Source organism: Silvibacterium acidisoli (assembly GCA_022870745.1).
Lineage (GTDB): Bacteria > Acidobacteriota > Terriglobia > Terriglobales > Acidobacteriaceae > Silvibacterium.
This window is the reverse complement of sequence record CP085323.1, coordinates 4,662,313-4,685,372: the sequence shown is the minus strand read 5'-3', so window position 1 is coordinate 4,685,372 and position 23,060 is coordinate 4,662,313. Positions and strand designations below refer to the sequence as shown.

The window sequence follows — 23,060 nt, the reverse complement described above, 5'->3', positions numbered from 1 at the left end:
CGTTTCCTGGAGTCTCTACTGGATCGTTTCAAGCGCATAGCGTCCGGGTGACAGGCGTGAGCGGAACAGAGCGTACCGCGGGTTCACCATTGCGTGCGATGATAACCTTCTCTCCACCCTCCGCTTTGACGATGAACTGAGAAAGCCGAGTCTTAGCCTCATGTACTTTGACTTCCATGGGCGAAGGCTAGCGAAGGCATATCAGCTGCGGGCCGTCGCGATCTCGTCCACGATCGCCTGCGCTGCTGCCGCCGGATCCGCCGCCTGCATGATCGGCCGTCCGATAACGAGGTAGTCGGCGCCTGCTGCGACGGCTGAGGCCGGGGTCGCGATGCGCTTCTGGTCACCGGTTGCTGCACCCGCAGGGCGGATGCCGGGGATTACGAGTGTCGCCTCAGGGTGGGCGGCGCGGATGGTAGCTACCTCCTCAGGGCTTGAGACGAAGCCCCGGATTCCCGATCCATAGGCCATGGCTGCCAGCCGCTTCACCTGTTCGGCCGGTGAAGCTGCAACGCCGGTCGCCGAAAGCTGGGCGGCATCCATGCTCGTGAGTACCGTGACGGCGAGAATCTTAGGAGGGTTGGAGCTGGCGGCTGCCGCCTCCTGGGCTGCAGCAAGCATCACGGGGCCGCCGCTGGCGTGTACCGTGAGCATCTTTGCACCGGTCGCGGCGGCTGTGCGCACGGCTCCGGCTACAGTATTTGGAATGTCGTGGAACTTGAGATCGAGGAAGACAGAAAAGCCCAGGTTCTGAATGTCGGAGACGATCCTGTTGCCCTCTGCCACGTAGAGCTCCAGGCCGATCTTCATCCAACGAATGATGCCCTGAAGTTTCGCGGCAGCTTCAAGAGCCGGCTTACGGGAAGGGAAGTCGAGGGCGGCGATAATGCGTTCGGAAGGGTGAGCCATCGGGCTCGATTTTATCTTGTTTCCCTGGCGTCCTGCGTGCGGGCCTTAGGCCCGCACCCTGCAGAAGACGCTACTGCAAAGGCAGAGAGGCTCAGAACCTTAGCGCACCAGCGTAGGAGTCAGCCGGAATGCAGAAGGGTCGAGCGGAAACTTCAACATCGCGAGCGCTGGATCGTCCTTCAGAAGCTCGAGCTTCACTGAAGCAGTACCTTTGCCGCTGAACCCGAGAAAACGGGCGGCTGCGTACGAAAGGTCGATCACTCGGCTGCGGGGCATTGGGCCACGATCGTTGACGCGAACTACAACCGACTTCTGGTTGCTCAGATTCGTCACGCGGACCAGCGATCCCATGGGCAGGCTGCGATGGGCACAGGTTAGTTCGTTCATGTCGTAGCTCTCGCCGTCAGCAGTGGTGCGGCCCTGGAAGAACTTGCCATACCAGGATGCGCGGCCGATCTGATACCAGTGGTGAGCGGGAGCCTTGGATGAAGTAGGTTGTTCAGCGTGGCCGGTCGTAGGACCGGATACGGTCAGTGCGGCTGCAAGAAGACTGCCGGCGATTGCCGCGGAGCGTTTTAGACGGGATCGTTTGGGAATTGCGATAGCGCTCATGTTCCTCCTTCTAAGATTGTATGGATGCGGAAAACCGCAAGTCAAACAAACGCCACAATTTGTTTCACGCCCAAACGTGAAGTTAGATAGCAAATTTGCAATTCTGGCAAGGTTTCGTCAAGGTAAAAATCAGCGATTTGTGACCATGAAATCTCCGATTCCTCCCGTCGTTTTGACTATTGCCGGCTTCGATCCTTCCTCTGGAGCGGGGATTACAGCCGATCTGAAGGTCTTTGCCGCCCACAAACTTTATGGTCTGGCAGCGATTACCGCCCTGACCGTGCAGTCGACCCAGGGCGTTCGCCGGGTCGAGCCCGTCGACCCGGCGCTGCTTGCCGAGACCCTGTCCTGCCTAGCCGACGATGGCCCGATTGCCGGGGTCAAGGTCGGGATGCTGGGCTCGGCCGGAGTTGTCCGTGCAGTCATCGGCTTCCTGGCAGGGCTCAGGCTGGACCGTAACCGGGTCGTGGTGGATCCGGTGATCCGGTCCAGTTCTGGCCGCGCTCTGCTCGACCCGGAGGGAATCCATCTGTTGCGCGAGGAACTGCTCCCCCTAACCGGGTGGGTGACCCCGAACGCTGACGAACTGGCATTGCTGACCGGGACGGAGGTTTCCTCCCAGGTGCAAGCCGCCAACGCAGGAAAGCGGCTGGTGAGGGCTGTCCCCGGCCTGAAGGTGGTCGCAACCGGTGGCCACCTCGATCCGCCTGATGACCTGCTTGTAACCGAAGATGTTGAGGTGCAGTCATTTCCGGGACAGCGAATCGAGACCAGCGCGACCCACGGAACCGGTTGCGCGTTCTCATCGGCACTGTTGGCGGCACTTGTGAACGGCGCGGGGCCGGCTCAGGCCGTGGCAGCCGCCAAAGAATACGTGGCTGCCGCCATGAAGGCGGCCTATCCAATAGGCAAGGGGCGGGGACCACTGCACCATTTTTTCGGCTTCGACCAGTGAGCCTGGGGAATCGATTCCAGCCGTAAAAGCAAAAGCCGCCAGCATCGCTGGCGGCTTTTGCTCGCTCTATAAAGCTAGTTCTGGATGGTGCGGATCGAAGCCAGGGTGTTTGCCGCGGGACCGTTAGATGCCGGTGCATCGGGAACAGCCGATTCGGACGCCGTTTGCGTGCTGGCGGCATGTTCTGGTCCGAGGCCCAGCATGATAATGGCGCGGGAGTCGGGCGTCAGCTTGGTCTGCCAGCCGTGGTCCGCCTGAAACTTGATCATGGCAGCTTCGGTGGCGGAATCCCATTCGCCGGTGGGCTCGCCGGTGAGGTAATTGCGTTTGATCAGCGCTGCCTGGATCTCGCGGGCCCGGTCTGCATCGATACCACGCTGGCCGACAACGACGTGATGCGCGACTTTCTTTGCCTTATGCGACGAAGCCTTATGCCCGGCCGTCGGGGCACGATGGGTGCGGCTGGCTACAGCCGGAGTGGCTGCCAGTGCGGAGATCAGGAGAAATGATTGCAGAGACCGAATTGTGAACATCAAAAAACAAACCTCACAGGGGAAATTCGGCAGAAATGAATAGGTCTTCAAAAACCTGCAAAAAACGGTGTCTTCTTTTGCAGCCTAAAGACTGTCGTTTCGGATTGCAACAGGAAAATGCCGGCTCCTGATAACCATTTAGGAGCCGGCATTTATCGATTTACTACGGCAGGGTGCCGCCGAGGTACTGGCTTCCGGCCTTGGGAGCGCGGGGATCGACCAGCTCGAACGCCACGTCATCCCCGGATTTCAGGCCCGAAACCGCAGCCTGGAACTCGGCGATGTTATGCACCTGGTGACGGTTCACGGAAACAACCACAGCGCCCGGAGCGAGGCCCACTTCGTCGGCGAACGAACCCGGCTTGACCGCCTGGATCAGTACGCCGTGTACGCCTGCCGGAGCGCCCTGCGGCAATTCCGACACCGTAACACCCAGCTTGGTCTTTGCCGCGTCGGGAGCTTCTGGACTCGTGTTGTCGTCCTGGTCGCCGCCCTGGTTCGCCGCCGCCGCAGCCAGCATTTTGCTACGGTCACCGATGGTTACGGTGGCATCGAGGTGCTGTCCGTTGCGGATGTAGCCAACCTTCACGGTCGATCCCGGTTTGCGGGCCGAGATATCAGCCACGAGATCATCGCTGTCCTTCACGGAGCGGCCGTCAAGGGTAGTAATGATGTCACCCGCCTTGAGTCCAGCCTTGTCTGCGGCAAAGCCAGGCTGCACGGAGGAGATCAGAACACCCGTCTTGAAGCCGTAGACGCGGGCGACTGCGCTCGGCAAGGCTCCCTGGAACTGGATGCCGATGCTTCCGCGCACGACTTTGTGGGCCGGGCTGATCAGGTCGTTATAGGTTGAGATCACCACGTTCGAAGGCATGGCGAAGCCGATACCGGCGTAGCTGCCCGACGAGGTATAGATCGCGGTGTTGATGCCGATCACTTCACCGGCCATGTTGAGCAGCGGACCACCCGAGTTGCCGGGATTGATCGCCGCGTCGGTCTGGATGTAGTGCTGGAACTGGCCCTTGGTTCCCGGCTCGATGGTGCGGTTCTTCGCCGAGATGATGCCCGCCGTGACCGTGTGAGACAGGTTGAAGGGGCAGCCGATAGCGGTAACCCAGTCACCGACCTGCGCACCGTCCGAGTTGCCGAGCTTCACAGTCGGCAGCGGTTCGGTGGTATCGATCTTGATGACCGCGATGTCGGTTTCCTTATCCACGCCGATCAGCTTTGCCGGGCGGCCCTGGATGTTGCCTCCATCAGGGTCGGTCGAGAGGCGGACGAAGATCTTGTCGGCCTTATCGACAACGTGGTTGTTGGTGATGATGTATCCGCGGGGATCAACAATGAAGCCCGAGCCGAGCGACTCGCGCTCCTGGCCCTGGTCATCGGGACCCTCCGGTCCGCCGCCAAAGAAGTGACGGAAAAAGTCCTGGAAATCCTGACCGCCCTGACCTTGTCCCTGGTCCTGATCGTCATCGTCATCGTCGCCGCCCTGGTCGTCCGGTGGCTGCTGCTGTTGCGGCGCCATCCGGCGTCCGGGAAGCTGACGAAGACGTCCCTGCTGCTTTTCCTTGGGCAGGGTAATGGTATTGATGTTCACCACGGCGGGCCCGACCTGCTTCGCGATGCGCGTGAAGTCAGTAGACATGTCGCGCGGTGCGGGAACCTTCAGCGGCGTTGCATCGGAGCTGTCTACCTTCGCTTCCTGCCCGCTAACGCCGTGCGCGACGGCGGATCCGACGATGATGCCGACGGAGAGGGTGGCAAGGATGGTGAAGGTGGAAGCGAGACGGCGATAACGGAGCCGTCCTAGAAGAGATTTCATTCGGTCTAACCTCGTGATCTTTCCTTTATGCACAGTGAGGGTGAGCGATACCGGATAGATGTTTCCGCCAGGCTACCCGTTCTCCAGAACGGTTTCATTCCGTTAAATGTTGAGCGGAAAGCGCATGCATCCTTTTCAGTATAAATCCGGGTTGCTTCGGTCGAGTTGATACAAGTCCATCAAAAGCGTTAGACGCCAGGATTGGCAAATCGGTCACTCAGAGTTTGAAACCAGTGGAGCTCCCTCGTGGGCGGTCGGCTGAATGACAGACGGGATCAACTCCGTGCAGGCGATGCCCCCAAGAATCAAGAGCGCACCGGCGGTGGAACGGCCACTGAGCCGCTCCCCCAGAAGCAGGAATGAGGTGATCCAGGCGAAGACGGGCTCAAGGGTGAAGATGAGCGCCGTGTGGGTCGCCGGGAGAAACTGCTGCGCCCAGCTTTGCACCGTAAAAGCCACCGCTGTCGCCAGCAGGCCGGTCATCATTAATCCGAAAACGACCGCCGGGGTCCAGTGCAGCATCGGATGCCCGAAAAGCGGCAGGCCGATCGCGATGAAGACAGTCGCGGCAGACATCTGAACGACGGCCAGCTGCTGGAAATGCATTTTCGGAGAAAAGTGAGCAAGGCACAGGATGTGAAACGAGAATGCGATCGAGCAGGCGAAGGTGAGCAGGTCTCCGCGATTGATCGATGCAAAGCCGAAGCTCGCCTGCGCCGGGGTGGTCAGCAGCACGATGCCGATAAAAGCGATAAACGCGCCGAGGTAAGCGTTCCAGCGCGGGGCATGGCCGCCGGAGGGCCGCAGTCCCGGCAATATCAGAAGCAGCGGAACAAGGACGACGGTGAGTCCGGTGATGAAGGCGGATTTCGAGGGCGTCGTCAGTCTCAGTCCAGCTGTCTGGAATTCATAGCCGAGCGCGAGAAAGACCCCGGTGATAGCCCCACACAGCAGGGATCTCCGGCTGATGCGTTTCAGGTGTCTCCGATAGAAGATTGCGAGCGTGCCTGCAGCGATGGCCATGCGCAGAAGGTTGAAGAGCATGGGCGAGATGTCCTGCAGCGCTGCCTTGACCAGTACAAATGTCGTCCCCCAGACCAGCACCACGGCGATCAGGAGAATGTGGGCTTTCAGCGAACGGGACATGAGCCGAGGGTAACAGGATCCGGCCTGGGGCTACTCGCTCGGAACTACCGGCAGGCGTACGACTTTGAGTTCCGCGTGCCGGGATTCCTGTTGGAGAGTGCCGTTGTCGTCATCGGCCATCAACTGCTGCACCGCCTCGATCAACAGGCCCGGACCCTCCTGCGTGTCGAAGGTGCGTTCTCCTGTCTTACGGTAGCGCATGGATGCGTTGGCGACGAGAACGAGCATTCTCAGATCGGGCCTCCGCTGGTGGGCCGCCGCGATGGCCGCGTCGGTTTCGGCGGCAGGAACGGAGTGGCAGATAATGACCAGCGTCAGAGAACGATCCTGCAGATACAGTTGAAACTCTTCCAGACGGCTCGCGACCTGCGACGGATATCCGATCGTTTCGAGGATCCATTCGCGTGTTTCCAGGAGCTGAGAGTCGCGTCCATACAGGAGGACAAAAGGGGTTTCGTTCATTTTTTTCGATTTCAAAACACTGCAAATCCGTTTGTCAGGGTAAAGCAGGAGTGGCGCGTACTGTGTACGCTAAACGACATAAAAGGCTGACTGCATAAAAAGAAAAAAGCCCCTATACTCAACTGCATTAAGGACATTTGCCACTTTGATCGGTAACAATTCCATGCCCGGGTCTGACCGCAATCTGCTACTCGAAGCCACTTCTCCTGCGACTCGCGAATACATTCTTGCCCGGGTTAAGCCGGTTGATCTCCCATTGCGCACCTTGCTTTATCACCCGGAGGAATTTCCGCAATATGCGTACTTCCTGACCTCGGGGATGACTTCCATCGTTTCGATCATGGAAGACGGGCGTGCGGTGGAGTCAGGAATGATCGGCCGCGAGGGCATTGTTGGCGGCCTGCAACTGCTCGGTCCGGCGGTGGGTCCGTCCCAGTGCATCATGCAGTCGGACGGAGCGGCGCTGCGTATTGCCTTTGCCGATCTGGCACGCGCATACCAGACGTTACCCGACCTGCGGAACTGCATTCTTGAGTTTGAGCAGGCCCAGGCCTTCAGCCTGATCCAGATTGCCGGCTGCCATCGCATGCACGAGGCAGAAGAACGCCTCTCACGCTGGCTGCTTACGGTTCAGGACAAGACGGGCAACGACCTGCTCGAGCTGACGCAGGAATTCCTGGGCGAAATGCTCGGCTCGCGGCGCACCACCATTACCATGGCTGCAGGAGAGTTGCAGAGGCGTGGCGTAATCGACTACTCGCGCGGACGCGTGAGGATATTGGACCGCAGCGGCCTCGAAAACGCGGCATGCGGCTGCTATCCCATCGTGGCACGCCTGTACAACGGACTCTACTCGCGTTCTGCCTGACAGTCGCGAATTCACGCCAAACGTCACAATTCAGCAATTTTCCAGCGTCTTCCGGGCGAAAATGGTCCTCATGGCCTTTGAAGAGGAAGAGACCGTAGCGGCGTTCGCTGCGGAAGATTCACCCGAACCACAGGAACCAGTATCCGAACCCCGCAGGGCAGCGGTGACGTTCATTTTCGTCACCATCATGCTGGATATGCTGGCGATGGGAATGATTGCTCCCGTCCTGCCCCGGCTGATTACCGAGTTCGAAGGTGGCAGCACCGTGCGCGCTGCCGAGATGATGGGGCTGTTCGCGACCGTCTGGGCGCTGATGCAGTTCTTCTGCTCGCCCCTGCTCGGCTCGCTCAGTGACCGCTTCGGACGCCGGCCGATCGTGCTGACTTCGAACTTCGGTCTCGGCCTCGATTACATCGTGATGGCGCTGGCGCCGAACATGAGCTGGCTCTTTCTGGGGCGCGTGGTCTCGGGCATCACCTCATCAAGCGTACCGACGGCGATGGCCTACATCACCGACGTCACACCACCGGAGAAGCGCGCCGCTTCGTTCGGCATGGTTTCCGCCGCGCTCGGCCTTGGGCTGGTGCTGGGCCCGGCGCTGGGTGGCTTGCTCGGCAATCACGACCCTCGCCTGCCGTTCTGGGTCTCGGCTGCTCTCAGCCTGGTGAACGCTCTGTACGGCCTGTTCGTTCTGCCGGAGTCGCTGCCGCCCGAGAAGCGCGGCAGCTTCTCGTGGAAGCGGGCAAATCCTGTCGGATCGCTGGTGCTGCTCAAGCGGCACCGCATGTTGCTGGGGCTGGCCTGCGTGCTGCTGCTGAGCTACCTGACGCAGCAATCCTTCAATACCTGGGTGCTGTACCTCGATTATCGCTATGGATGGAGCGATCGCGCGGTCGGGCTTTCGCTGGGAGCGGTCGGCATGGGGTCGATCCTGGTAGGCGGATTCCTGGTGCGGCGCGTGGTCAAGCTGCTTGGTGAGCGCCGGACGATGCTCGTCGGTTACGGTGTCGGCTGGATAGGCTTCGCCATCTTTGGCTTTGCGCATTCCGGAAAGGAATTTCTGATCGGGATTCCGCTGATGAGCACCTGGGGGCTGGCATGGCCGGCAGCCCAGGGACTGATGACTCCGCACGTAGCCGCGAACGAGCAGGGTCAGCTGCAGGGAGCCTTACAAGGATTGCGCGGAATTGCTTCGCTGATCGGACCGGGCTTGTTCAGCTGGACCTTTGCCGAGGCAATCCGTCCGGGAAATCCGTTACACCTGCCCGGCCCGGGCACACCATTCATGATGGCTTCGCTGATGCTGCTGGTCGCCGTACCGTTAACGATGTGGGTGACGAGAGAAAAGCGGGGATTAGGCGTTCCAGATTAAACGGCAGGCACCTGTGCCTGGTCCCTGACACTCAGCAGTAGCAGCAATATTCTCCTCAGTCCAAGCTCGCGGCGATGGGCGTCGTACCACTCTCCGCGGGTGTGGATGCCTCCGCCGTCGCCGCCTGCTCCAACGCTGACCGCCGGAATACCAAGCGACAGCGGGATATTCGCATCCGTAGAAGCCACACGCGGCTGCGTGTGAATGTTCAGATGGCGATCGACGGCGGAGAGTGTTTCATAGAGTGCGCTCTGGGGCGAAAGCCTTCCCACTGGCCGGGAGCCTATCTTCTCGATGGTGAACGCGAGGGCATTCTGGCCACGCCGGCTCTGCGGCTGCGACCGGTTCGTGTCCATCACGGCATCTTCAACGGCGCGATAGAGTTCCACCTCAAGACGAATGAGCTCTTCCGCATCTGTCGAGCGCAGATCGAAGCGCGCCGAGGCCTGCTCAGGGATCGCGTTCACGGAGGTGCCGCCCTCGATGGTTCCGACGTTGAAGGTGGTGCGAGGAGACGAAGGCAGCTCGATCTCGCCGAGCCGCGCTACGGCGCGGCTGAGGGTCACGATGGGATTGGGACGTCCCGCATCCGTCCAGGAATGCCCGCCCGGACCGGTGATGGTGACCATATAACGCAGGCTGCCGAGTGCGTCGGTCACGGCTACCTCGTGGCCTGCTCCGTCGAGCACAATGTGCGCCGCGACCCGGTCGCGCCATTCCGCGTGTTCATAAATGTAGCGGACACCGCGCAGGTCACCCTCGCCTTCCTCGCCGACATTGCCTGCAAAGATGAGGTCGCAATTGAGACGCGTTTCTGTCTGCTCGAGTGCCGCGGCCAGCGCCAGCAGGCAGACGACGCCCGCTCCGTTGTCGCAGGCTCCGGGAGCTTCAAGGCGGGTACCGTTGAGTTTCGGCTCGATCGGTGTGTCGGCAGGGAAGACGGTATCTATATGTGCTGAGAGCAGCAGGCACGACTCACTCGGCTGCGCCGCACGGCGGATTGCGATGACGTTGCCGATGGGATCGAGATAGACCTCGTCGAGATTGAGCCCACGAAACCGTTCGGCCAGCCACTCCGCACGCACACGCTCGCCAAAGGGCGGGGCAGGCACCGCAACCAGCTCCGCCTGCCAGCGGAGAATCTGTTGCTGGTTGATATGCAGCCACTGGAAGGCCTGATGCACACGGCGATCCGCCGCGATCTGCGAGACGCGGGAGAAGGCTGAGGCAGGGAGAGTGGATGCCATGGAACTTTAGGGTAGCAAAAGAGTGGGCAGGGATCAGGAAACAGGGCTTAGGGACTCGTCTTCGCATCCGCCTTGTCATTCCGAACGCAATGAGAGCCCTGCTATCGAAACTGAATGCAGATCCCTCACGTTGTTCGGAATGACAAGCTCGTGTGCGGAGCTACCTGGACGACCCGATCAGCCCGGGAATCGTTTCCGCATCGGGGAAGACGGTGGAGAGCGTAGCGTCTTTCCATTTGGCGGCTTCCGCAGTGCGTGCCTCTTCTACGATCTCGACGCGCTTTACGGCATCGCGTCCAAGGATCAGGCGCAGCGGAAGATCGTCGCGTGATGACAGTTGCACGATGAGGCCGGCAATGCGGCGCGGGTCGCCTTCAGCTTTGCCATCGACCATCGCAAGCAAATCGAGAACCGGCTTTACCGATGCTTCATACTCCGGTAATAGCTCAGGCGGATTGCCACGGGCGCGACGGGCCCAATTAGTGCGAATCCCGCCCGGCTCAAGCGTGCAGACCTTCACTCCAAAGGAGGATACTTCCTGCGCGACAGTGTCGCTGAATCCGCCTACCGCCCACTTGGCGGCGTGATAAGGGCTGTTCCCGGCGATGGCCATACGTCCGCCGATGGAGGAGACCTGGAAGATCTGTCCGCTCTTCTGCCTGCGCATAACAGGAAGAGCGGCGCGGGTGGTGTAGACGACGCCATACAGGCAGGTGTCGACAACGGCTTTAAAATCTTCCGTATCGATCTGTTCGAAGGGGGAGAAGAGTCCATAGCCCGCGTTATTGACGAGCACGTCGAGACGCCCGTAGGTGTCGACAGCTGTCTTCACCGCCGCTTGCGCTTGAGCTTCGTCGCGGACTTCGAGCGTCACGGGAGTGATTCTTTCCCTGTACTGCTCGACGAGGGGAGCGAGTTCTTCGGGGCGGCGTGCACCCGCAACGACATTGTCGCCCGCAGCCAGCGCTGCCTCAGCGATATCCCTGCCTAGTCCGTTTCCGCTGCCGGTGATGAGCCAGACTTTTGCCATGAGTGAGTCCTTTCGGGCCGTAAGCGGCCTTGTGAATAGGATTCAATAATGAGTGAGCGGTTGCTCATTTATTTACTGTCTTAGATCGCCCGCAATTGTCCCAGCCGGAATTGCAATCCCGGAGGGACAGGCTTATCGCCCCGGCACGGCAACAGGCTATCTGACCGCTCTCCAATACGCCTTGAATGCCTGCCGTGAGATCTCGTCACGCTGCTTCGGGTGGAGAGCGATGGTATCCATGGCGGCTTCCTGCAGTGAAGACATGAGCGCGGAGGCAAACTCCCCTGGCAGCTCCTTCATGCCCTTGAGTGCCGCGACTTCTTCCATGGTGCGGGCAATTACAGTGCTTTGCTGCGCGACCTTGCGGTTGGTTTCAGGCGTCACGATGTTGGAGACGTGCAGCTGCGTCGAGACGTTCCGGTGCTTCGGATACTCGATGCTCCAGTTGAGGTAGCTCGACCAGATATGCCATGCGCGGCGCTCGAGGCTCGCCTTCGGAGGAAAGCCTGCGTTGAGCCGGGCGTAAACCTGAAGCTTCAGGTAGAGGTAGAGCTCGTTGAGAAGATCGTCCTTGGTAGGGAAGTAGGTGAACAGGGTTCCTGAAGCGATGCCTGCCCGTGAGGCGATCTTTGCCGTGGCTGCGCCAAGGCCAGATGTGGCGATCTCCTCGATTGCGGCCTCGAGGATGGCTGTTCTTTTTTCGGGGCTGCGCGCGCGTGCCATCAGAGAGTGAGTATAGCGGCTCAGTATTCGACGCTGTCGAGGAAGAGACCGGAGGCAGGTGCGGTTGGCCCGGCAGCGGAGCGGGCCCTGCGATCCAGGATGTGCTTCACGTAATCCGACGCGATCTGTCCGCGGCCTGCGTCGATGAAAGTTCCCACAAGATTGCGCACCATGTGGTGGAGAAATCCGTTGCCGCGTACGCGATAGAGCAGCAGCCGGGGATCGGCCGCGGTGGGGGGAAGAAATTCCGACGAAAAGATGGTGCGGATATTACCTCGCTTGGCGTCCGGGTCGGGGTTTTCTGCCTGCCTGGCGGCGAGATCAGGGTCGCTGGCGGCGAACGAAGTGAAATCGTGTTCCCCTAGGACTTCTTTCGCGGCCTGCTGCATCCTGCCCAGATCGAGGTGCCAGGTCACGGCGTGGACGTAACGGGTGAGCCAGGGTGGGCAGAGCCCTTCGCCGTGTTCGGTACCCAGCCAGATCCGGTATTCGTAGGTTTTTGCGACGACGCTGTGGCGGGCATGAAAATCCCCGGGAGCGTGCTCGGCGGCCAGAATCCGAATGGTCGCCGGAAGAGTGCGATTGAGGGCGCGCTGCAGGTTTTCGGGAGGAATGGGAGCTCTCAGGTGGCAGGATGCAACCTGTCTTCTGGCGTGAACTCCGGTGTCGGTGCGTCCGCTGCCTTGTGGCAGAATGCGTTCACCCGTCACACGTTCCACTGCAGCGGCCAGTTCTCCTTGTATGGTGGTGTGTGCAGGCTGAATCTGCCATCCATGGAAATCCGAGCCATCGTAGGCCAGGGTCAGCTTCCAGTTGTTACCGTTTTCTGCAGGCATCGTCTTTATTCTGCAATAACTTCTGGGTCTTTTGGTCGCGTTCGATCATCAGATGGCTGCGATATACTCAGGTCTTCCCGGTCCCGGCTTCAGGATGTGTACGGAAAGCCGACCCACAGAGACCGGAACGAAGCAGGGTCTGTCCTCGTATCGCATAGAAGCCGGAGTGTTTCCGGCGCGATGGGGCAATTTGGCCCGGTTTATAAATGACAGCGAAAGAAATCGGCAGGGCGGAACCGCTACGGCGGCGCACGCACGGGCCGGTCGCATGTTTTTGGAGAGGTCGAATGGTTTTGTCTGGCAACCGCAACTCCCACGGTTCGAGCATCTTTACAAAATTGAAGGCAATAGCGGTCGTAAGCTGCGCACTGGCGGGTTCGGTCCCGGGTTATGCGTTTCAGGCGCCGCCGCAACAGACGGTTTCGCAGGGGCTGCCTCCTGCACCCGCCCCGAACTACACGCAGCCACTTTTCATGCGTCCGGGGCCTGAAGACTATACGAAGGCCCGAGGCTACTGGCCGAATCCGATAGCCCCCTACCGGCCGATCACGGCGCCTCCGGCGAGCTTTCTGAATTCGCCGCGCCTGCCTGACCTGCTGAAGAACGGCAAGATCTACCTGAGCCTCAGCGACGCGATCATGCTGGCGCTCGAGAACAACTTCGATATCGCGATTCAGCGTTTCAATCTGAACATCGCTGACACCGAAATTCTGCGGGCTCACGCCGGCGCAGGTCTGCTGGGCGTAAATAGCGGACTGGTTACAGGCACGATCGGCAGCACCGGCACCACGGTGACCGGCGGCGGCGGTCCTGGAGGCACGAGTGTCGCCTCGGGCGGTGCGGGTACGGGCAATGGCGGCCTCGCACTGACCACGAACGGCGGCGGCCCAGTACCGGAAAACATGGATCCGGTGCTCTCGGGAACGGTCCAGCTGCAGCGCCAGAACACGGCCGAGCTGAATCCGCTGTTTTATGGCACCAGCGAGCTGAACCAGAACACGAATACCTATAACTTCGCCTATAACCAGGGCTTTATTAGCGGCACCGCGTTGAACGTTACGTTCAACAACAGCTACACGACATCGAACAGCGCCTTCAATACCTATAGTCCCGCGCTGCAGACGACATTTAACGCCCAGGTCACGCAACACCTGCTGCAGGGCTTTGGATGGGGTGTGAACGGACGCTTCATCGTCCAGGCGAAAAACAATCGCCGCATCGCGGACTCCGCTTTTCGTTCGCAGCTGCTCTATACCATCAACCAGGTGGAGAACATCTACTGGGGCCTCGTCAGCGCGTATGAAGATCTGCAGTCGCGCCAGCGGGCACTGGAGCAATCTACCCGTCTGCTTGAGGATGACAAGAAGTCGCTCGAGATCGGTACGCTGGCTCCGCTGGACGTTGTGAATGCGAACAGCCAGGTAGAGACAGATAAGCAGGGCCTGATCACCTCGCAGAGCAATCTCGAATACCAGCAGCTGGTGATGAAGCAGGCAATTGCGCGCACACTCGAAGACCCTGCGATCGCGAATGCGCCGGTGATTCCAACCGACCGCGTAAGCCTGGTGGAGACACCGGAGGAACGCGAATCTGCTGACGATCTGGTTCGTCTGGCCGACGCCAACAGCCCATCGATTGAGCAGGCGATTCTCAACCTGAAGAATGACGAGATCACGCTGAAGGGTGTGAAGAACGGCATGCTGCCAACGGTCGACGCCTACGCCTTCTATGGAGCTTCGGCATTAGGCGGGGCACAGAGCCCGAACTGCGTCGATTTCTTTACCAGCTCAGGCTGCGCTCCGGGCACTTATCCATCGATCAATTACGGTAATGCCTTCCAGAACCTCTTCGACAGCAGCAGCCCGAACAAGGGCGTAGGCGTGCAGGTAAACATTCCGCTGCGCAATCGCACCGCGCAGGCCGAGCAGGCGCGGTCGGTGCTGGAGTACCGGCAGGCCCAGATGCGTCTGCAGCAACTCTACGTACAGACACGCATGAATGTCGTGAACGCGCAGTTTGCGCTGACCAACGATCGCGCCTCGGTGCAATCGGCGATGGCGACGCGCGACTACGACCGGCAGAGCCTCGAGTCGGAGTTGAAGAAGCTGCACCTTGGTGCTTCGACAACTGCGAACGTACTGCAGCAACAGCGTACGCTGGCCACGGCGGAGAACAGCGTGATCTCCGCGACAGCGAAGTATGCAATCGATCGCGCTTCGCTTTCGCAGATTCTGGCAAGCACGCTGGACCGCTACAACATCTCGATTGCCGATGCAGTGAGTGGCAACGTGAAGCAGGCGCCGGTGATTCCGGGGCTCGAAGCTGCGAAGCCGGGGCAGGAAGTGACGGTTCCAGGGCAGCAGCAGAACCTGCAGAACCAGGAAGCGAACCCAAATCCGCATGCGGAACCGCCGCCGGCGCAGCCTCCGCTGACCCAGCGGCCTCAGTAAACCTCAAAGGCGCTTCTCAGGAAGCGCCTTTTTCTTTGCGAAAACTCCCCGCAGGTCTCGATCGTTTATCGAACGGACCAACTCTTGGCCTATAACGGGAAACCAATCACTTAAGGAGCGGGATGACCCATGCAGCGTAACTCTCTTGCAATGTTCAGAAAGATCCTGTCGCTTACCGTTTTTCTCCTCGCATTGGTTCCGGCCGGCACCGCGTCCGCCGAGAAGCTTTCAAAGCGGCCATGTGACATTCTCGCGCCCTCGACGCCGTGTGTCGCGGCCATCAGCACCACCCGCGCCCTTTACAGTGGATACCTCGGCCCGCTGTACCAGGTAACACGCGAATCGGATACGAAACACCTTGACATCGGGCTGCTTCCGGATGGCTACGCGGACGCGGCAGCGCAGGACTCTTTCTGCGCAAACACCGCCTGCAAAATAACAAAGCTGTATGACCAGTCGCCGAACCACAACGACCTGACGCCAGCGCCTCCGGGGGGAGCGTCGCGAGGACCGAGGCCGGACGGCTTTGACATACCTGCGGATGCAGGCGCGCTTCCCGCGACCGTGGCGGGGCATAAGGTCTATGGCATTGCCGTTACGCCAGGAATCGGTTACCGCAACGATAGCCCGAAGGGAACAGCAACGAACGGCCAGCCCGAAGGCGTCTACATGGTGACCTCGGCTTTTAATCTGAACGGCAAGTGCTGCTTCGATTTCGGCAATGCGGAGACCAACAATCTCGACAACAAGGCCGGCCACATGGACGCCATCAACATCATGTGTCACAACGAGCCGTGCAGCCCCGATGCCGGGCTGGACATGGAGGATGGCATTTACGGGCACCTTAAGGTCCCAGCGAATACGGCTTTCGTGACGGACATGGGAGCAAGCGACGGGCAGCATTCCTTCGCCATCTACCAGGGAGATGCCCGGTCGGGCGGACTCACAAGCACGGGAATCATCCCGCTACCCAAGGGATATCAGCCGATGCAGCAGGAGGGGGCCATCATCCTCGGTATCGGCGGCGACAACAGCAACTGGGCAAAAGGGTATTTTTTTGAAGGCGTGATGACCAGCGGGATGCCCGCGAAACAGGCCATGGAAGCGGTGCAGCACAACATCGTTGCCGCGCGATACGACGGGAAGCTCAAGCCCTGAACGTCTGAATCTGGCTTGTCGGCATTTTTTACCGGACGCCTGTGTTCGAGGCTCTCCAAACTTGATAGAATCTATTGAATCCACTCCTTGGAGAAGCGATGCAGGCGATCCTTGCGCTCGAAGACGGGCGCATCTTCCGCGGGGAAGGCCACGGTGCCAAAGGCGAATGTTACGGTGAAGTTGTTTTTAACACTTCGTTAACCGGCTATCAGGAAATTTTCACCGATCCATCCTACGCAGGACAGATTGTTGTCCTTACCAATCCTCAGATTGGCAATTACGGCACGAATCTCGCCGACAACGAAGCAAACCGGCCTTATATTGAAGGGCTGGTAACCCGCGAATTTTCTCCCATTTCATCCAACTGGCGCTCGCAGCAGGTTGCTGACGAGTATCTCGAGCGCTTCCAGGTTCCTGTCATCTCCGACATCGATACCCGCGCTCTCGTGCGTCACCTGCGCGAACACGGTGTGATGCGCGGCGTAATTTCGTCGATCGAGACCGACGTAGCCAAACTCGTCGAGAAGGCCCGTTCGATTCCTAAAGTCGACGGTACTGACCTCGCGAAGGTCGTCTCGACCAAGGGCCGCTACGAGTGGGACGACGCCAGCGATCCGCTGCGCCCGGATGCTCCGGCGACGGGCGATCCAGCTTCGAAGCTGCACGTGGTTGCTTATGACTACGGCATCAAGAAGAACATCCTGAGCATGCTTGCACGCGAAAACTGCCGTGTGACGGTGGTTCCCGCCGAGACGGCTGCTGAAGATGTCCTGGCGCTGAATCCGGACGGTGTCTTCCTGTCGAACGGGCCCGGTGATCCGGAGCCGTTGAACTACGCGCAGGAGAATATCCGTAAGATCGCCGGCAAGGCTCCCTTGTTTGGAATCTGCCTCGGGCATCAGCTGATCGGCCTCGCGCTGGGCGGCAAGACCTACAAGCTCAAGTTCGGCCACCACGGCGGCAACCATCCGGTGAAGCAGCTTTCGACGGGCAAGGTGGAGATCACCTCGCAGAACCATAACTACGCCGTCGATCCAGACTCGCTGAACGGAAATGACGTCGACCTGACGCACATCAACCTGAACGACCAGACGCTGGAAGGCCTGCGCCACCGTAGCATGCCGCTGCTGAGCGTGCAGTACCACCCGGAAGCAAGTCCGGGGCCGCATGACTCGAACTACCTATTCAAGGACTTCCGCAAGATGATGGACGAGTGGAAGAAGTAGGAAAGTTATTTAGGAGGCTCTGTGAAGAGCCTCTTTTTTCAGAGGGCTGATGTAGGGATGACACTGCTTATCCCTGCCTTTCGATGGCACGCCAAGCCCTTAACGCTGCGATGCGTAATGGAATGAAGAAGGAACGGAATTTAAGATGCCACGCAGAAATGACATTACAAAGATTCTCGTGATCGGCTCGGGGCCGATCGTGATCGGTCAGTCGGCGGAGTTCGACTACTCGGGCACACAGGCGTGCAAGGCGCTGAAGCAGGAAGGATATGAGGTGGTGCTGGTGAACTCGAACCCGGCCACCATCATGACCGATCCGGACCTGGCCGACCGCACCTATGTTGAGCCGCTGACACCGCAGTATGTCGAAGAGATCATTCGCATCGAGACCGAGATGCTGAAGAAGGAAGGACGCAACGGCAAGTTTGCCCTGCTGCCCACCGTTGGCGGACAGACTGCGCTGAATCTTGCTGTCGACCTTTCAGACTCCGGCATTCTCGACAAGTACAACGTGGAGCTGATCGGCGCGAAGCTCGATGCGATCAAGAAGGCGGAAGACCGCCTGCTCTTCAAGGACGCGATGACGCGCATCGGCCTCGATGTGCCGCGTTCGGCACTGGTGAACAACCTGCGCGACGGCACGGATTTTTCCAGCAAGATCGGCTTCCCGGTCATCATCCGTCCTTCGTTCACCCTGGGCGGCTCGGGCGGCGGCATCGCTTACAACCGTGAAGAGCTGATGGAGATTCTCTCTCGCGGCCTCGATCTCTCGCCGGTTCATGAGTGCCTGCTGGAAGAGTCGGTGCTTGGCTGGAAGGAATACGAGCTCGAGGTCATGCGCGACCTCGCCGACAACGTCATCATCATCTGCTCGATCGAAAACATCGACCCGATGGGTGTACATACCGGTGATTCGATCACCGTGGCTCCGGCGCAGACGCTCACCGATCGCGAGTACCAGGCGATGCGCAATGCTGCGATTGCCGTCATCCGCGAGATCGGTGTCGAGACCGGCGGGTCGAACGTGCAGTTCGCCGTGCATCCGGGAACCGGGCGCATGACCATCATCGAGATGAACCCGCGCGTATCGCGCTCCTCAGCCCTGGCGTCGAAGGCGACCGGCTTCCCGATCGCGAAGATCGCCGCACGCCTCGCTGTCGGCTACACGCTCGACGAAATTCCGAACGACATCACGAAGATGACGCCGGCCTGCTTCGAGCCCACCATCGATTACGTTGTCACGAAGTATCCGAAGTGGCAGTTCGAGAAATTCGCCGGCGCCGACGAGACGCTGAGCCCGCAGATGAAGTCGGTGGGCGAGGCCATGGCCATTGGGCGCACGTTCAAGGAATCCTTCATGAAGGCCGTGCGTTCGCTCGAAACCGGCAAGCGCGTCGGTTCGGAAAACATCGAGCCGCGCCGCCTCACGCAACGCCTGGTGACGCCGCAGCCCGAGCGCATGACCTACATCCGCTATGCCTTCCAGCAGGGGATGAGCGTGCGCGAAGTGGCTCGTATGACCTCGATCGATCCTTGGTTCCTCTATCACATCAAGGAAGTGACGGATACGATTGCCGAGGTGGCGAAACACGACGCAGCCTCGATTCCTGAAGAGCTGTTGCGCAAGGCGAAGCGCCAGGGTGTCTCAGACGAGCGCATTGCCGAGGTGTGGGGCAAGCCGAACAATGCCGGTGTGGCCGAAGTTCGCGAGCTGCGCACGGAGAAGGGCATCAAGCCGGTCTTCAAGCTCGTCGATACCTGCGCTGCCGAGTTCGAGAGCTTCACTCCGTATCTCTACTCGACCTTCGATGAAGAGGACGAAGCGCCTGCGACCGACAAGAAGAAGGTCATCATTCTCGGCAGCGGACCCAATCGCATCGGGCAGGGCATCGAGTTCGACTACTGCTGCTGCCACGCTGCCTTCGCATTGAAGGAAGATGGCTACGAGACGATCATGGTGAACTGCAACCCTGAGACCGTCTCGACCGACTACGACACCAGCGACCGACTCTACTTCGAGCCGCTGACGCTCGAAGACGTGCTTGCTGTCTATGACCACGAAGCCGCAGGCGGCGCGGATATGGGCATGATCGTGCAGTTCGGCGGACAGACTCCGCTGAACCTGGCGCTGCGCCTTAAGGCCGCCGGCGTCCCGATCATCGGAACCTCGCCTGAGTCGATCGATCTGGCGGAAGACCGCAAGCGCTTCGGCAAGCTGCTCGAAGAGCTGGATATCCCGCAACCTCCAGGCGTGATGGCGACCAGCGTGGAAGAAGCGCTGGCCGGCGCGGAGAGCATCGGATTCCCGGTGCTGGTGCGCCCCTCATACGTGCTCGGCGGCCGCGCCATGGTCATCGCGTACGACAAGGAAGCGGTTTCGCGTTACATGAAGGAAGCGGTCGAGTATTCGAGCGACCGTCCGATCCTGATCGATCACTTCCTCGAAGATGCGGTTGAGGTCGACGTCGACGCCCTCTGCGATACCAAGGATGTCATCATCGCAGGCATCATGCAGCACATCGAGGAAGCCGGTATCCACTCGGGCGATTCCTCGTGCGTGCTGCCCGCGGTCGATATCGCACCGGCGACGCTGGACACGATTCGCAGCTACACGAAGAAGCTTGCACTCGCACTCAATGTCGTCGGACTGGTGAATCTGCAGTTCGCCATTCAGCGCAAACCCGGCCAGGCGGACAAGGTCTACGTGATCGAAGTGAACCCACGCGCTTCGCGCACGGTGCCTTACGTCTCGAAGGCCACAGGCATTCCGCTTGCGAAGATCGCCTCACGCCTGATGACGGGCAAGACGCTGCGCGAGCTGCTGCCGGAGCAAGTGGCAGCGGGACGCGACCTCGAAACCGGTTCGCACTTCTACGTGAAGTCGCCTGTCTTCCCCTGGAACAAGTTCCAGGGCGTAGACACGGTGCTCGGCCCCGAGATGAAGTCCACGGGAGAGGTAATGGGCGTGGCCGATAACTTCGGCGAAGCCTTCGCTAAGGCGCAGCTTTCCGCTGGGCAGAGCCTGCCGCTCAAGGGAACGGTCTTCTTCAGCGTGAACGACCGCGACAAGGCTCAGGTGGTCGAACTGGCTAAGCAGTACGTCGAGCTGGGCTTTCATCTGGTTGCGACCGAAGGCACGGCCAAGCTGCTTGAGCAGGCGGGCATGATCGTCGAACGTGTCTACAAGGTGAAGGAAGGCCGCCCGAACGTGGTCGACTTCATCAAGGGCGAGCGCATCCAGCTGATCGTGAACACACCGCACGGACAGGACACCTTCTTCGATGAGAAGGCGATCCGCCGCGCAGCAGTGCTGGCACGTATTCCTACGATCACCACGATCGCCGCGGCGCGCGCAGCTGCTGAAGGCATCGAGGCGATGCAACAGCACGAGACGAACGTCGCACCGCTGCAGTATCTGCACGCGGCGCGCAAGGCTGCGAAGGTATAGCTCGTTCGACCGATACAAATACAAAGGGCCAGCCGTTGCTGGCCCTTTGTATTTGATTTGTTATTCCGAACGCGATGAGAAATCTGGAGTCGTGGTTTTGCCCGGCTTCCCAAATGCAGGTCCCTCGCTGCGTTCGGAAAGACAACCACAATGTGCGTTGAATTTGCCCGGACTATTGTTGTGCGAGCAGCAGCCGCAAATCTCCGAACTCTTTTCCGGTAGATCCCGTCACCAGCACATCTCCAAGCGCTGTGAACATAGGGCATGCATCGAAGCGCGTCAACACAGTCTCCGGATCAAAGCCGTAGGCGCGTGCGCGAGCGATCGTTGTCGGATCAGCGACGGCTCCGGCCGCGGGACTGTTGCCATCGACTCCATCGGAGCTGGCGCTGAATACTGCCAACGTCGCCTCCGGGTAATTTGCCAGCTCGAAGGCAGAGGCCAGCGCGAACTGCTGGTTGCCTCCGCTGCATCCGTGCTCTTCGGGCATATCCGGCTTGAGCTCGCCGCTTGAAAGCAGACAGAGCTTCGGGTGTTCCTGGCGAAGCTCGTGAAAACGCGTGAGTAGCGAAATGGCTGTAGCCTGGTAGCCGTTCACCCCGGGAGCCTGGTCGATGATTACGCGATACCCCAGCTTCTGGGCGTGATCGCGCGCGGCATTCACGAAATCATGATTGGAGAGCAGTGTCTCGAACTGTGACTTGGCGAAAGCTTCCTGCGCGCAGGCATCCTGCGTCGTGTCGACCTTCGACGGCAGATTGAGCGCGTCGAAATATTCCCGGACGCTCTGCGGAAATTTCTCAAGCAGGTGAAAGCGTTCGAGGATTTCAGCACACTGCTGTGGCGAGGATTGGTCGGGAAGCGTCGGAGATGAGGCCACAGCTCCAAGATCCTTCAATGGCACATCCGCGAGCAGGAGCGTCAGCTTCTGCGACTGCGGCGCTGCGAGCGCGAGACGCCCACCTTTGACTGCCGAGAAATATTTGCGAACAGTGTTGATTTCGGTGACGGTTGCGCCTGAAGAGACCAGCGTTTCGTGAAAGGCGATGGTGTCGTCGAGCGAAATCTTTTCGTCGCGCGGCAGTTCGAGCATCGCCGATCCGCCGCCGCTCAGGAGGAAGAAAACAAAGGTATTCTCGCGCGCCTTCTTCAGCAGGCGCAGTGCTTCCGCCGCAGCCTTGAAGGAATCTTCATTGGGCAGGGGATGGCCGCCTTCAAAGTACTTGATGCGCCAGTTTCGTTTTTTGGGCAACTCGGGTGCCGAGCAGACGCCGCGCACCGAGATCTTCTTCGGCAGCCGTTCCAGCAGGGCTTCCATCATGGAAAGCCCGGCAAGCCCGAAGGAGATGATCAGCACGCGTTTGTATTCGTCCAGCGGCGTCACGACCGGCTTCAGAACAGGCGATGCCTGGCGCAGCATGGTCTTGCCATCGAAACGGATATGGCGATCGAAGGCCGGGGCAATGTCGCACGCAGCCAGCGCCTGCGAGAAGATTGCATTCGCATCAGCGTGCAATTGATCGAGTGCCGTGGTCACTGCGCCACCTGCGCGAGAACATTCGCCCGGCACCAGTGAGTGATGGCATCGCGAACCTCGTCGAGCCGCCCTACGAAGAAATGTTCCGCGCCTTCGATCCACACCATTTGTGTGGGCGGCGCGGCCTGTTGCACCTCGGCTTCGACCATTGCTTTCGGCCCGTACTGGTCCTGCGTGCCGCTGATGAAGAGCTTTGGCTTGTGGCACTCGGCGAGGAATTCGTAACGATAATCGCGGCCTTCGGCATGTACAGGCAGGCCAAGTCCCACGACTGCCTTTACTCGATCGTCCGTACAAGCCACGCGCAGGCCCACATAAGATCCGAAGGAAAAGCCCGCGAGAAGCATGGGCAATCCGTACTCGCGCTCGAGCCAGTCGAGTGCCGCGCGGGTATCTTCCTGCTCGCCGCGTGCGTGATCGTATGCGCCTTCGCTCAGGCCTGTTCCTCGAAAATTGAATCGTAGTACAGGCAGGCCAAGCGATTGAAAGGCCTTCATGGTGTGATAAACGACCTTGTTGTGCATGGTTCCGCCGCCAAGCGGATGCGGATGACAGACGAGCACGGCGAAGGGCGCATCGGCTGCGCCGGTGTTCAGCAGTGCTTCCAGGCGGCCCGCAGGTCCGCGCAGATCATCGATGGTTTTCAGGGAAAGCTGCACTATTTTGGATTCTCGCTTTTTACCATTCTAAGGAAACCGGGAAGCAGATGCAGAGAAAGCGTGA

20 protein-coding genes are annotated in these 23,060 nt (G+C 59.9%); 7 read left to right on the top strand and 13 right to left on the bottom strand.

Annotated features, from left to right (window positions below):
- Nucleotides 1-28: 28 nt before the first annotated feature.
- The 3 genes from LJD29_RS19400 to LJD29_RS19390 all read right to left on the bottom strand — a co-directional run bounded on the left by LJD29_RS19400 (nt 29) and on the right by LJD29_RS19390 (nt 1,521).
- A complete protein-coding gene (locus LJD29_RS19400) occupies nt 29-178 on the bottom strand; it encodes a type II toxin-antitoxin system Phd/YefM family antitoxin (protein WP_446743225.1) in 150 nt (49 codons plus the stop codon).
- 23 nt (nt 179-201) lie between these two features.
- Nucleotides 202-909 carry an orotidine-5'-phosphate decarboxylase gene (gene pyrF / locus LJD29_RS19395; protein ID WP_446743224.1) on the bottom strand — a complete coding sequence of 236 codons (708 nt, stop codon included), beginning with the start codon at nt 907-909 and terminating at the stop codon, nt 202-204.
- A gap of 99 nt (nt 910-1,008) precedes the next feature.
- Nucleotides 1,009-1,521 carry a septal ring lytic transglycosylase RlpA family protein gene (locus tag LJD29_RS19390; protein ID WP_446743223.1) on the bottom strand — a complete coding sequence of 171 codons (513 nt, stop codon included), beginning with the start codon at nt 1,519-1,521 and terminating at the stop codon, nt 1,009-1,011.
- A gap of 145 nt (nt 1,522-1,666) precedes the next feature.
- On the opposite strand from LJD29_RS19390, the gene thiD reads away from it, so the two are divergent.
- On the top strand, nt 1,667-2,476 hold the full coding sequence (gene thiD, locus LJD29_RS19385) for a bifunctional hydroxymethylpyrimidine kinase/phosphomethylpyrimidine kinase (RefSeq protein ID WP_446743222.1): 810 nt from the start codon (nt 1,667-1,669) through the stop codon (nt 2,474-2,476).
- A gap of 74 nt (nt 2,477-2,550) precedes the next feature.
- Here the strand turns inward: thiD and LJD29_RS19380 are convergent, their stop codons facing one another.
- The 4 genes from LJD29_RS19380 to LJD29_RS19365 form a co-directional block, all read right to left on the bottom strand.
- On the bottom strand, nt 2,551-3,009 hold the full coding sequence (locus LJD29_RS19380) for a peptidoglycan-binding domain-containing protein (protein WP_446743221.1): 459 nt from the start codon (nt 3,007-3,009) through the stop codon (nt 2,551-2,553).
- Nucleotides 3,010-3,172: 163 nt separating this feature from the next.
- On the bottom strand, nt 3,173-4,834 hold the full coding sequence (locus tag LJD29_RS19375) for a trypsin-like peptidase domain-containing protein (protein ID WP_446743220.1): 1,662 nt from the start codon (nt 4,832-4,834) through the stop codon (nt 3,173-3,175).
- A 213-nt stretch (nt 4,835-5,047) separates the two neighbouring features.
- Nucleotides 5,048-5,980: a DMT family transporter gene (locus tag LJD29_RS19370; protein WP_446743219.1), complete on the bottom strand. Its 933-nt coding sequence runs from the start codon at nt 5,978-5,980 to the stop codon at nt 5,048-5,050.
- Between the two features lie 30 nt (nt 5,981-6,010).
- Nucleotides 6,011-6,442: a hypothetical protein gene (locus LJD29_RS19365; protein WP_446743218.1), complete on the bottom strand. Its 432-nt coding sequence runs from the start codon at nt 6,440-6,442 to the stop codon at nt 6,011-6,013.
- Nucleotides 6,443-6,605: 163 nt separating this feature from the next.
- On the opposite strand from LJD29_RS19365, the gene LJD29_RS19360 reads away from it, so the two are divergent.
- Together LJD29_RS19360 and LJD29_RS19355 are read left to right on the top strand one after the other, a co-directional pair.
- A complete protein-coding gene (locus tag LJD29_RS19360; RefSeq protein ID WP_446743217.1) occupies nt 6,606-7,310 on the top strand; it encodes a Crp/Fnr family transcriptional regulator in 705 nt (234 codons plus the stop codon).
- A 163-nt stretch (nt 7,311-7,473) separates the two neighbouring features.
- On the top strand, nt 7,474-8,682 hold the full coding sequence (locus LJD29_RS19355; protein WP_446743216.1) for a TCR/Tet family MFS transporter: 1,209 nt from the start codon (nt 7,474-7,476) through the stop codon (nt 8,680-8,682).
- On the opposite strand, the gene LJD29_RS19350 is transcribed toward LJD29_RS19355, so the two are convergent.
- From LJD29_RS19350 to truA, 4 genes are all read right to left on the bottom strand, one after another.
- On the bottom strand, nt 8,679-9,929 hold the full coding sequence (locus LJD29_RS19350) for a M20/M25/M40 family metallo-hydrolase (RefSeq protein ID WP_446743215.1): 1,251 nt from the start codon (nt 9,927-9,929) through the stop codon (nt 8,679-8,681). The genes LJD29_RS19355 and LJD29_RS19350 overlap by 4 nt on opposite strands.
- Nucleotides 9,930-10,089: 160 nt before the next feature.
- Nucleotides 10,090-10,959 (bottom strand): SDR family oxidoreductase, encoded by an 870-nt coding sequence (locus tag LJD29_RS19345; RefSeq protein WP_446743214.1) that lies wholly within the window; start codon nt 10,957-10,959, stop codon nt 10,090-10,092.
- A gap of 156 nt (nt 10,960-11,115) precedes the next feature.
- Entirely contained in the window at nt 11,116-11,682 is a 567-nt protein-coding gene (locus tag LJD29_RS19340) for a TetR/AcrR family transcriptional regulator (RefSeq protein ID WP_446743213.1), read from the bottom strand.
- Between the two features lie 20 nt (nt 11,683-11,702).
- Nucleotides 11,703-12,518 carry a tRNA pseudouridine(38-40) synthase TruA gene (gene truA / locus LJD29_RS19335; protein ID WP_446743212.1) on the bottom strand — a complete coding sequence of 272 codons (816 nt, stop codon included), beginning with the start codon at nt 12,516-12,518 and terminating at the stop codon, nt 11,703-11,705.
- Nucleotides 12,519-12,805: 287 nt separating this feature from the next.
- Here truA and LJD29_RS19330 point away from each other — a divergent pair, with 287 nt between their 5' ends.
- From LJD29_RS19330 to carB, 4 genes are all read left to right on the top strand, one after another.
- Nucleotides 12,806-14,968, top strand: coding sequence for a TolC family protein (locus LJD29_RS19330; protein ID WP_446743211.1), 2,163 nt, complete (start codon nt 12,806-12,808; stop codon nt 14,966-14,968).
- A 129-nt stretch (nt 14,969-15,097) separates the two neighbouring features.
- Nucleotides 15,098-16,126 (top strand): arabinofuranosidase catalytic domain-containing protein, encoded by a 1,029-nt coding sequence (locus tag LJD29_RS19325; RefSeq protein ID WP_446743210.1) that lies wholly within the window; start codon nt 15,098-15,100, stop codon nt 16,124-16,126.
- Nucleotides 16,127-16,224: 98 nt separating this feature from the next.
- On the top strand, nt 16,225-17,352 hold the full coding sequence (gene carA / locus LJD29_RS19320; protein WP_446743209.1) for a glutamine-hydrolyzing carbamoyl-phosphate synthase small subunit: 1,128 nt from the start codon (nt 16,225-16,227) through the stop codon (nt 17,350-17,352).
- A gap of 145 nt (nt 17,353-17,497) precedes the next feature.
- Nucleotides 17,498-20,800 carry a carbamoyl-phosphate synthase large subunit gene (gene carB, locus LJD29_RS19315; RefSeq protein ID WP_446743208.1) on the top strand — a complete coding sequence of 1,101 codons (3,303 nt, stop codon included), beginning with the start codon at nt 17,498-17,500 and terminating at the stop codon, nt 20,798-20,800.
- A 172-nt stretch (nt 20,801-20,972) separates the two neighbouring features.
- Here carB and LJD29_RS19310 read toward each other — a convergent pair whose 3' ends face one another.
- Nucleotides 20,973-22,337 carry a glycerate kinase type-2 family protein gene (locus LJD29_RS19310; protein WP_446743207.1) on the bottom strand — a complete coding sequence of 455 codons (1,365 nt, stop codon included), beginning with the start codon at nt 22,335-22,337 and terminating at the stop codon, nt 20,973-20,975.
- Nucleotides 22,334-22,996 carry an alpha/beta hydrolase gene (locus LJD29_RS19305; protein WP_446743206.1) on the bottom strand — a complete coding sequence of 221 codons (663 nt, stop codon included), beginning with the start codon at nt 22,994-22,996 and terminating at the stop codon, nt 22,334-22,336. The genes LJD29_RS19310 and LJD29_RS19305 overlap by 4 nt, the downstream gene beginning before the upstream one ends.
- Nucleotides 22,997-23,060: the final 64 nt, after the last annotated feature.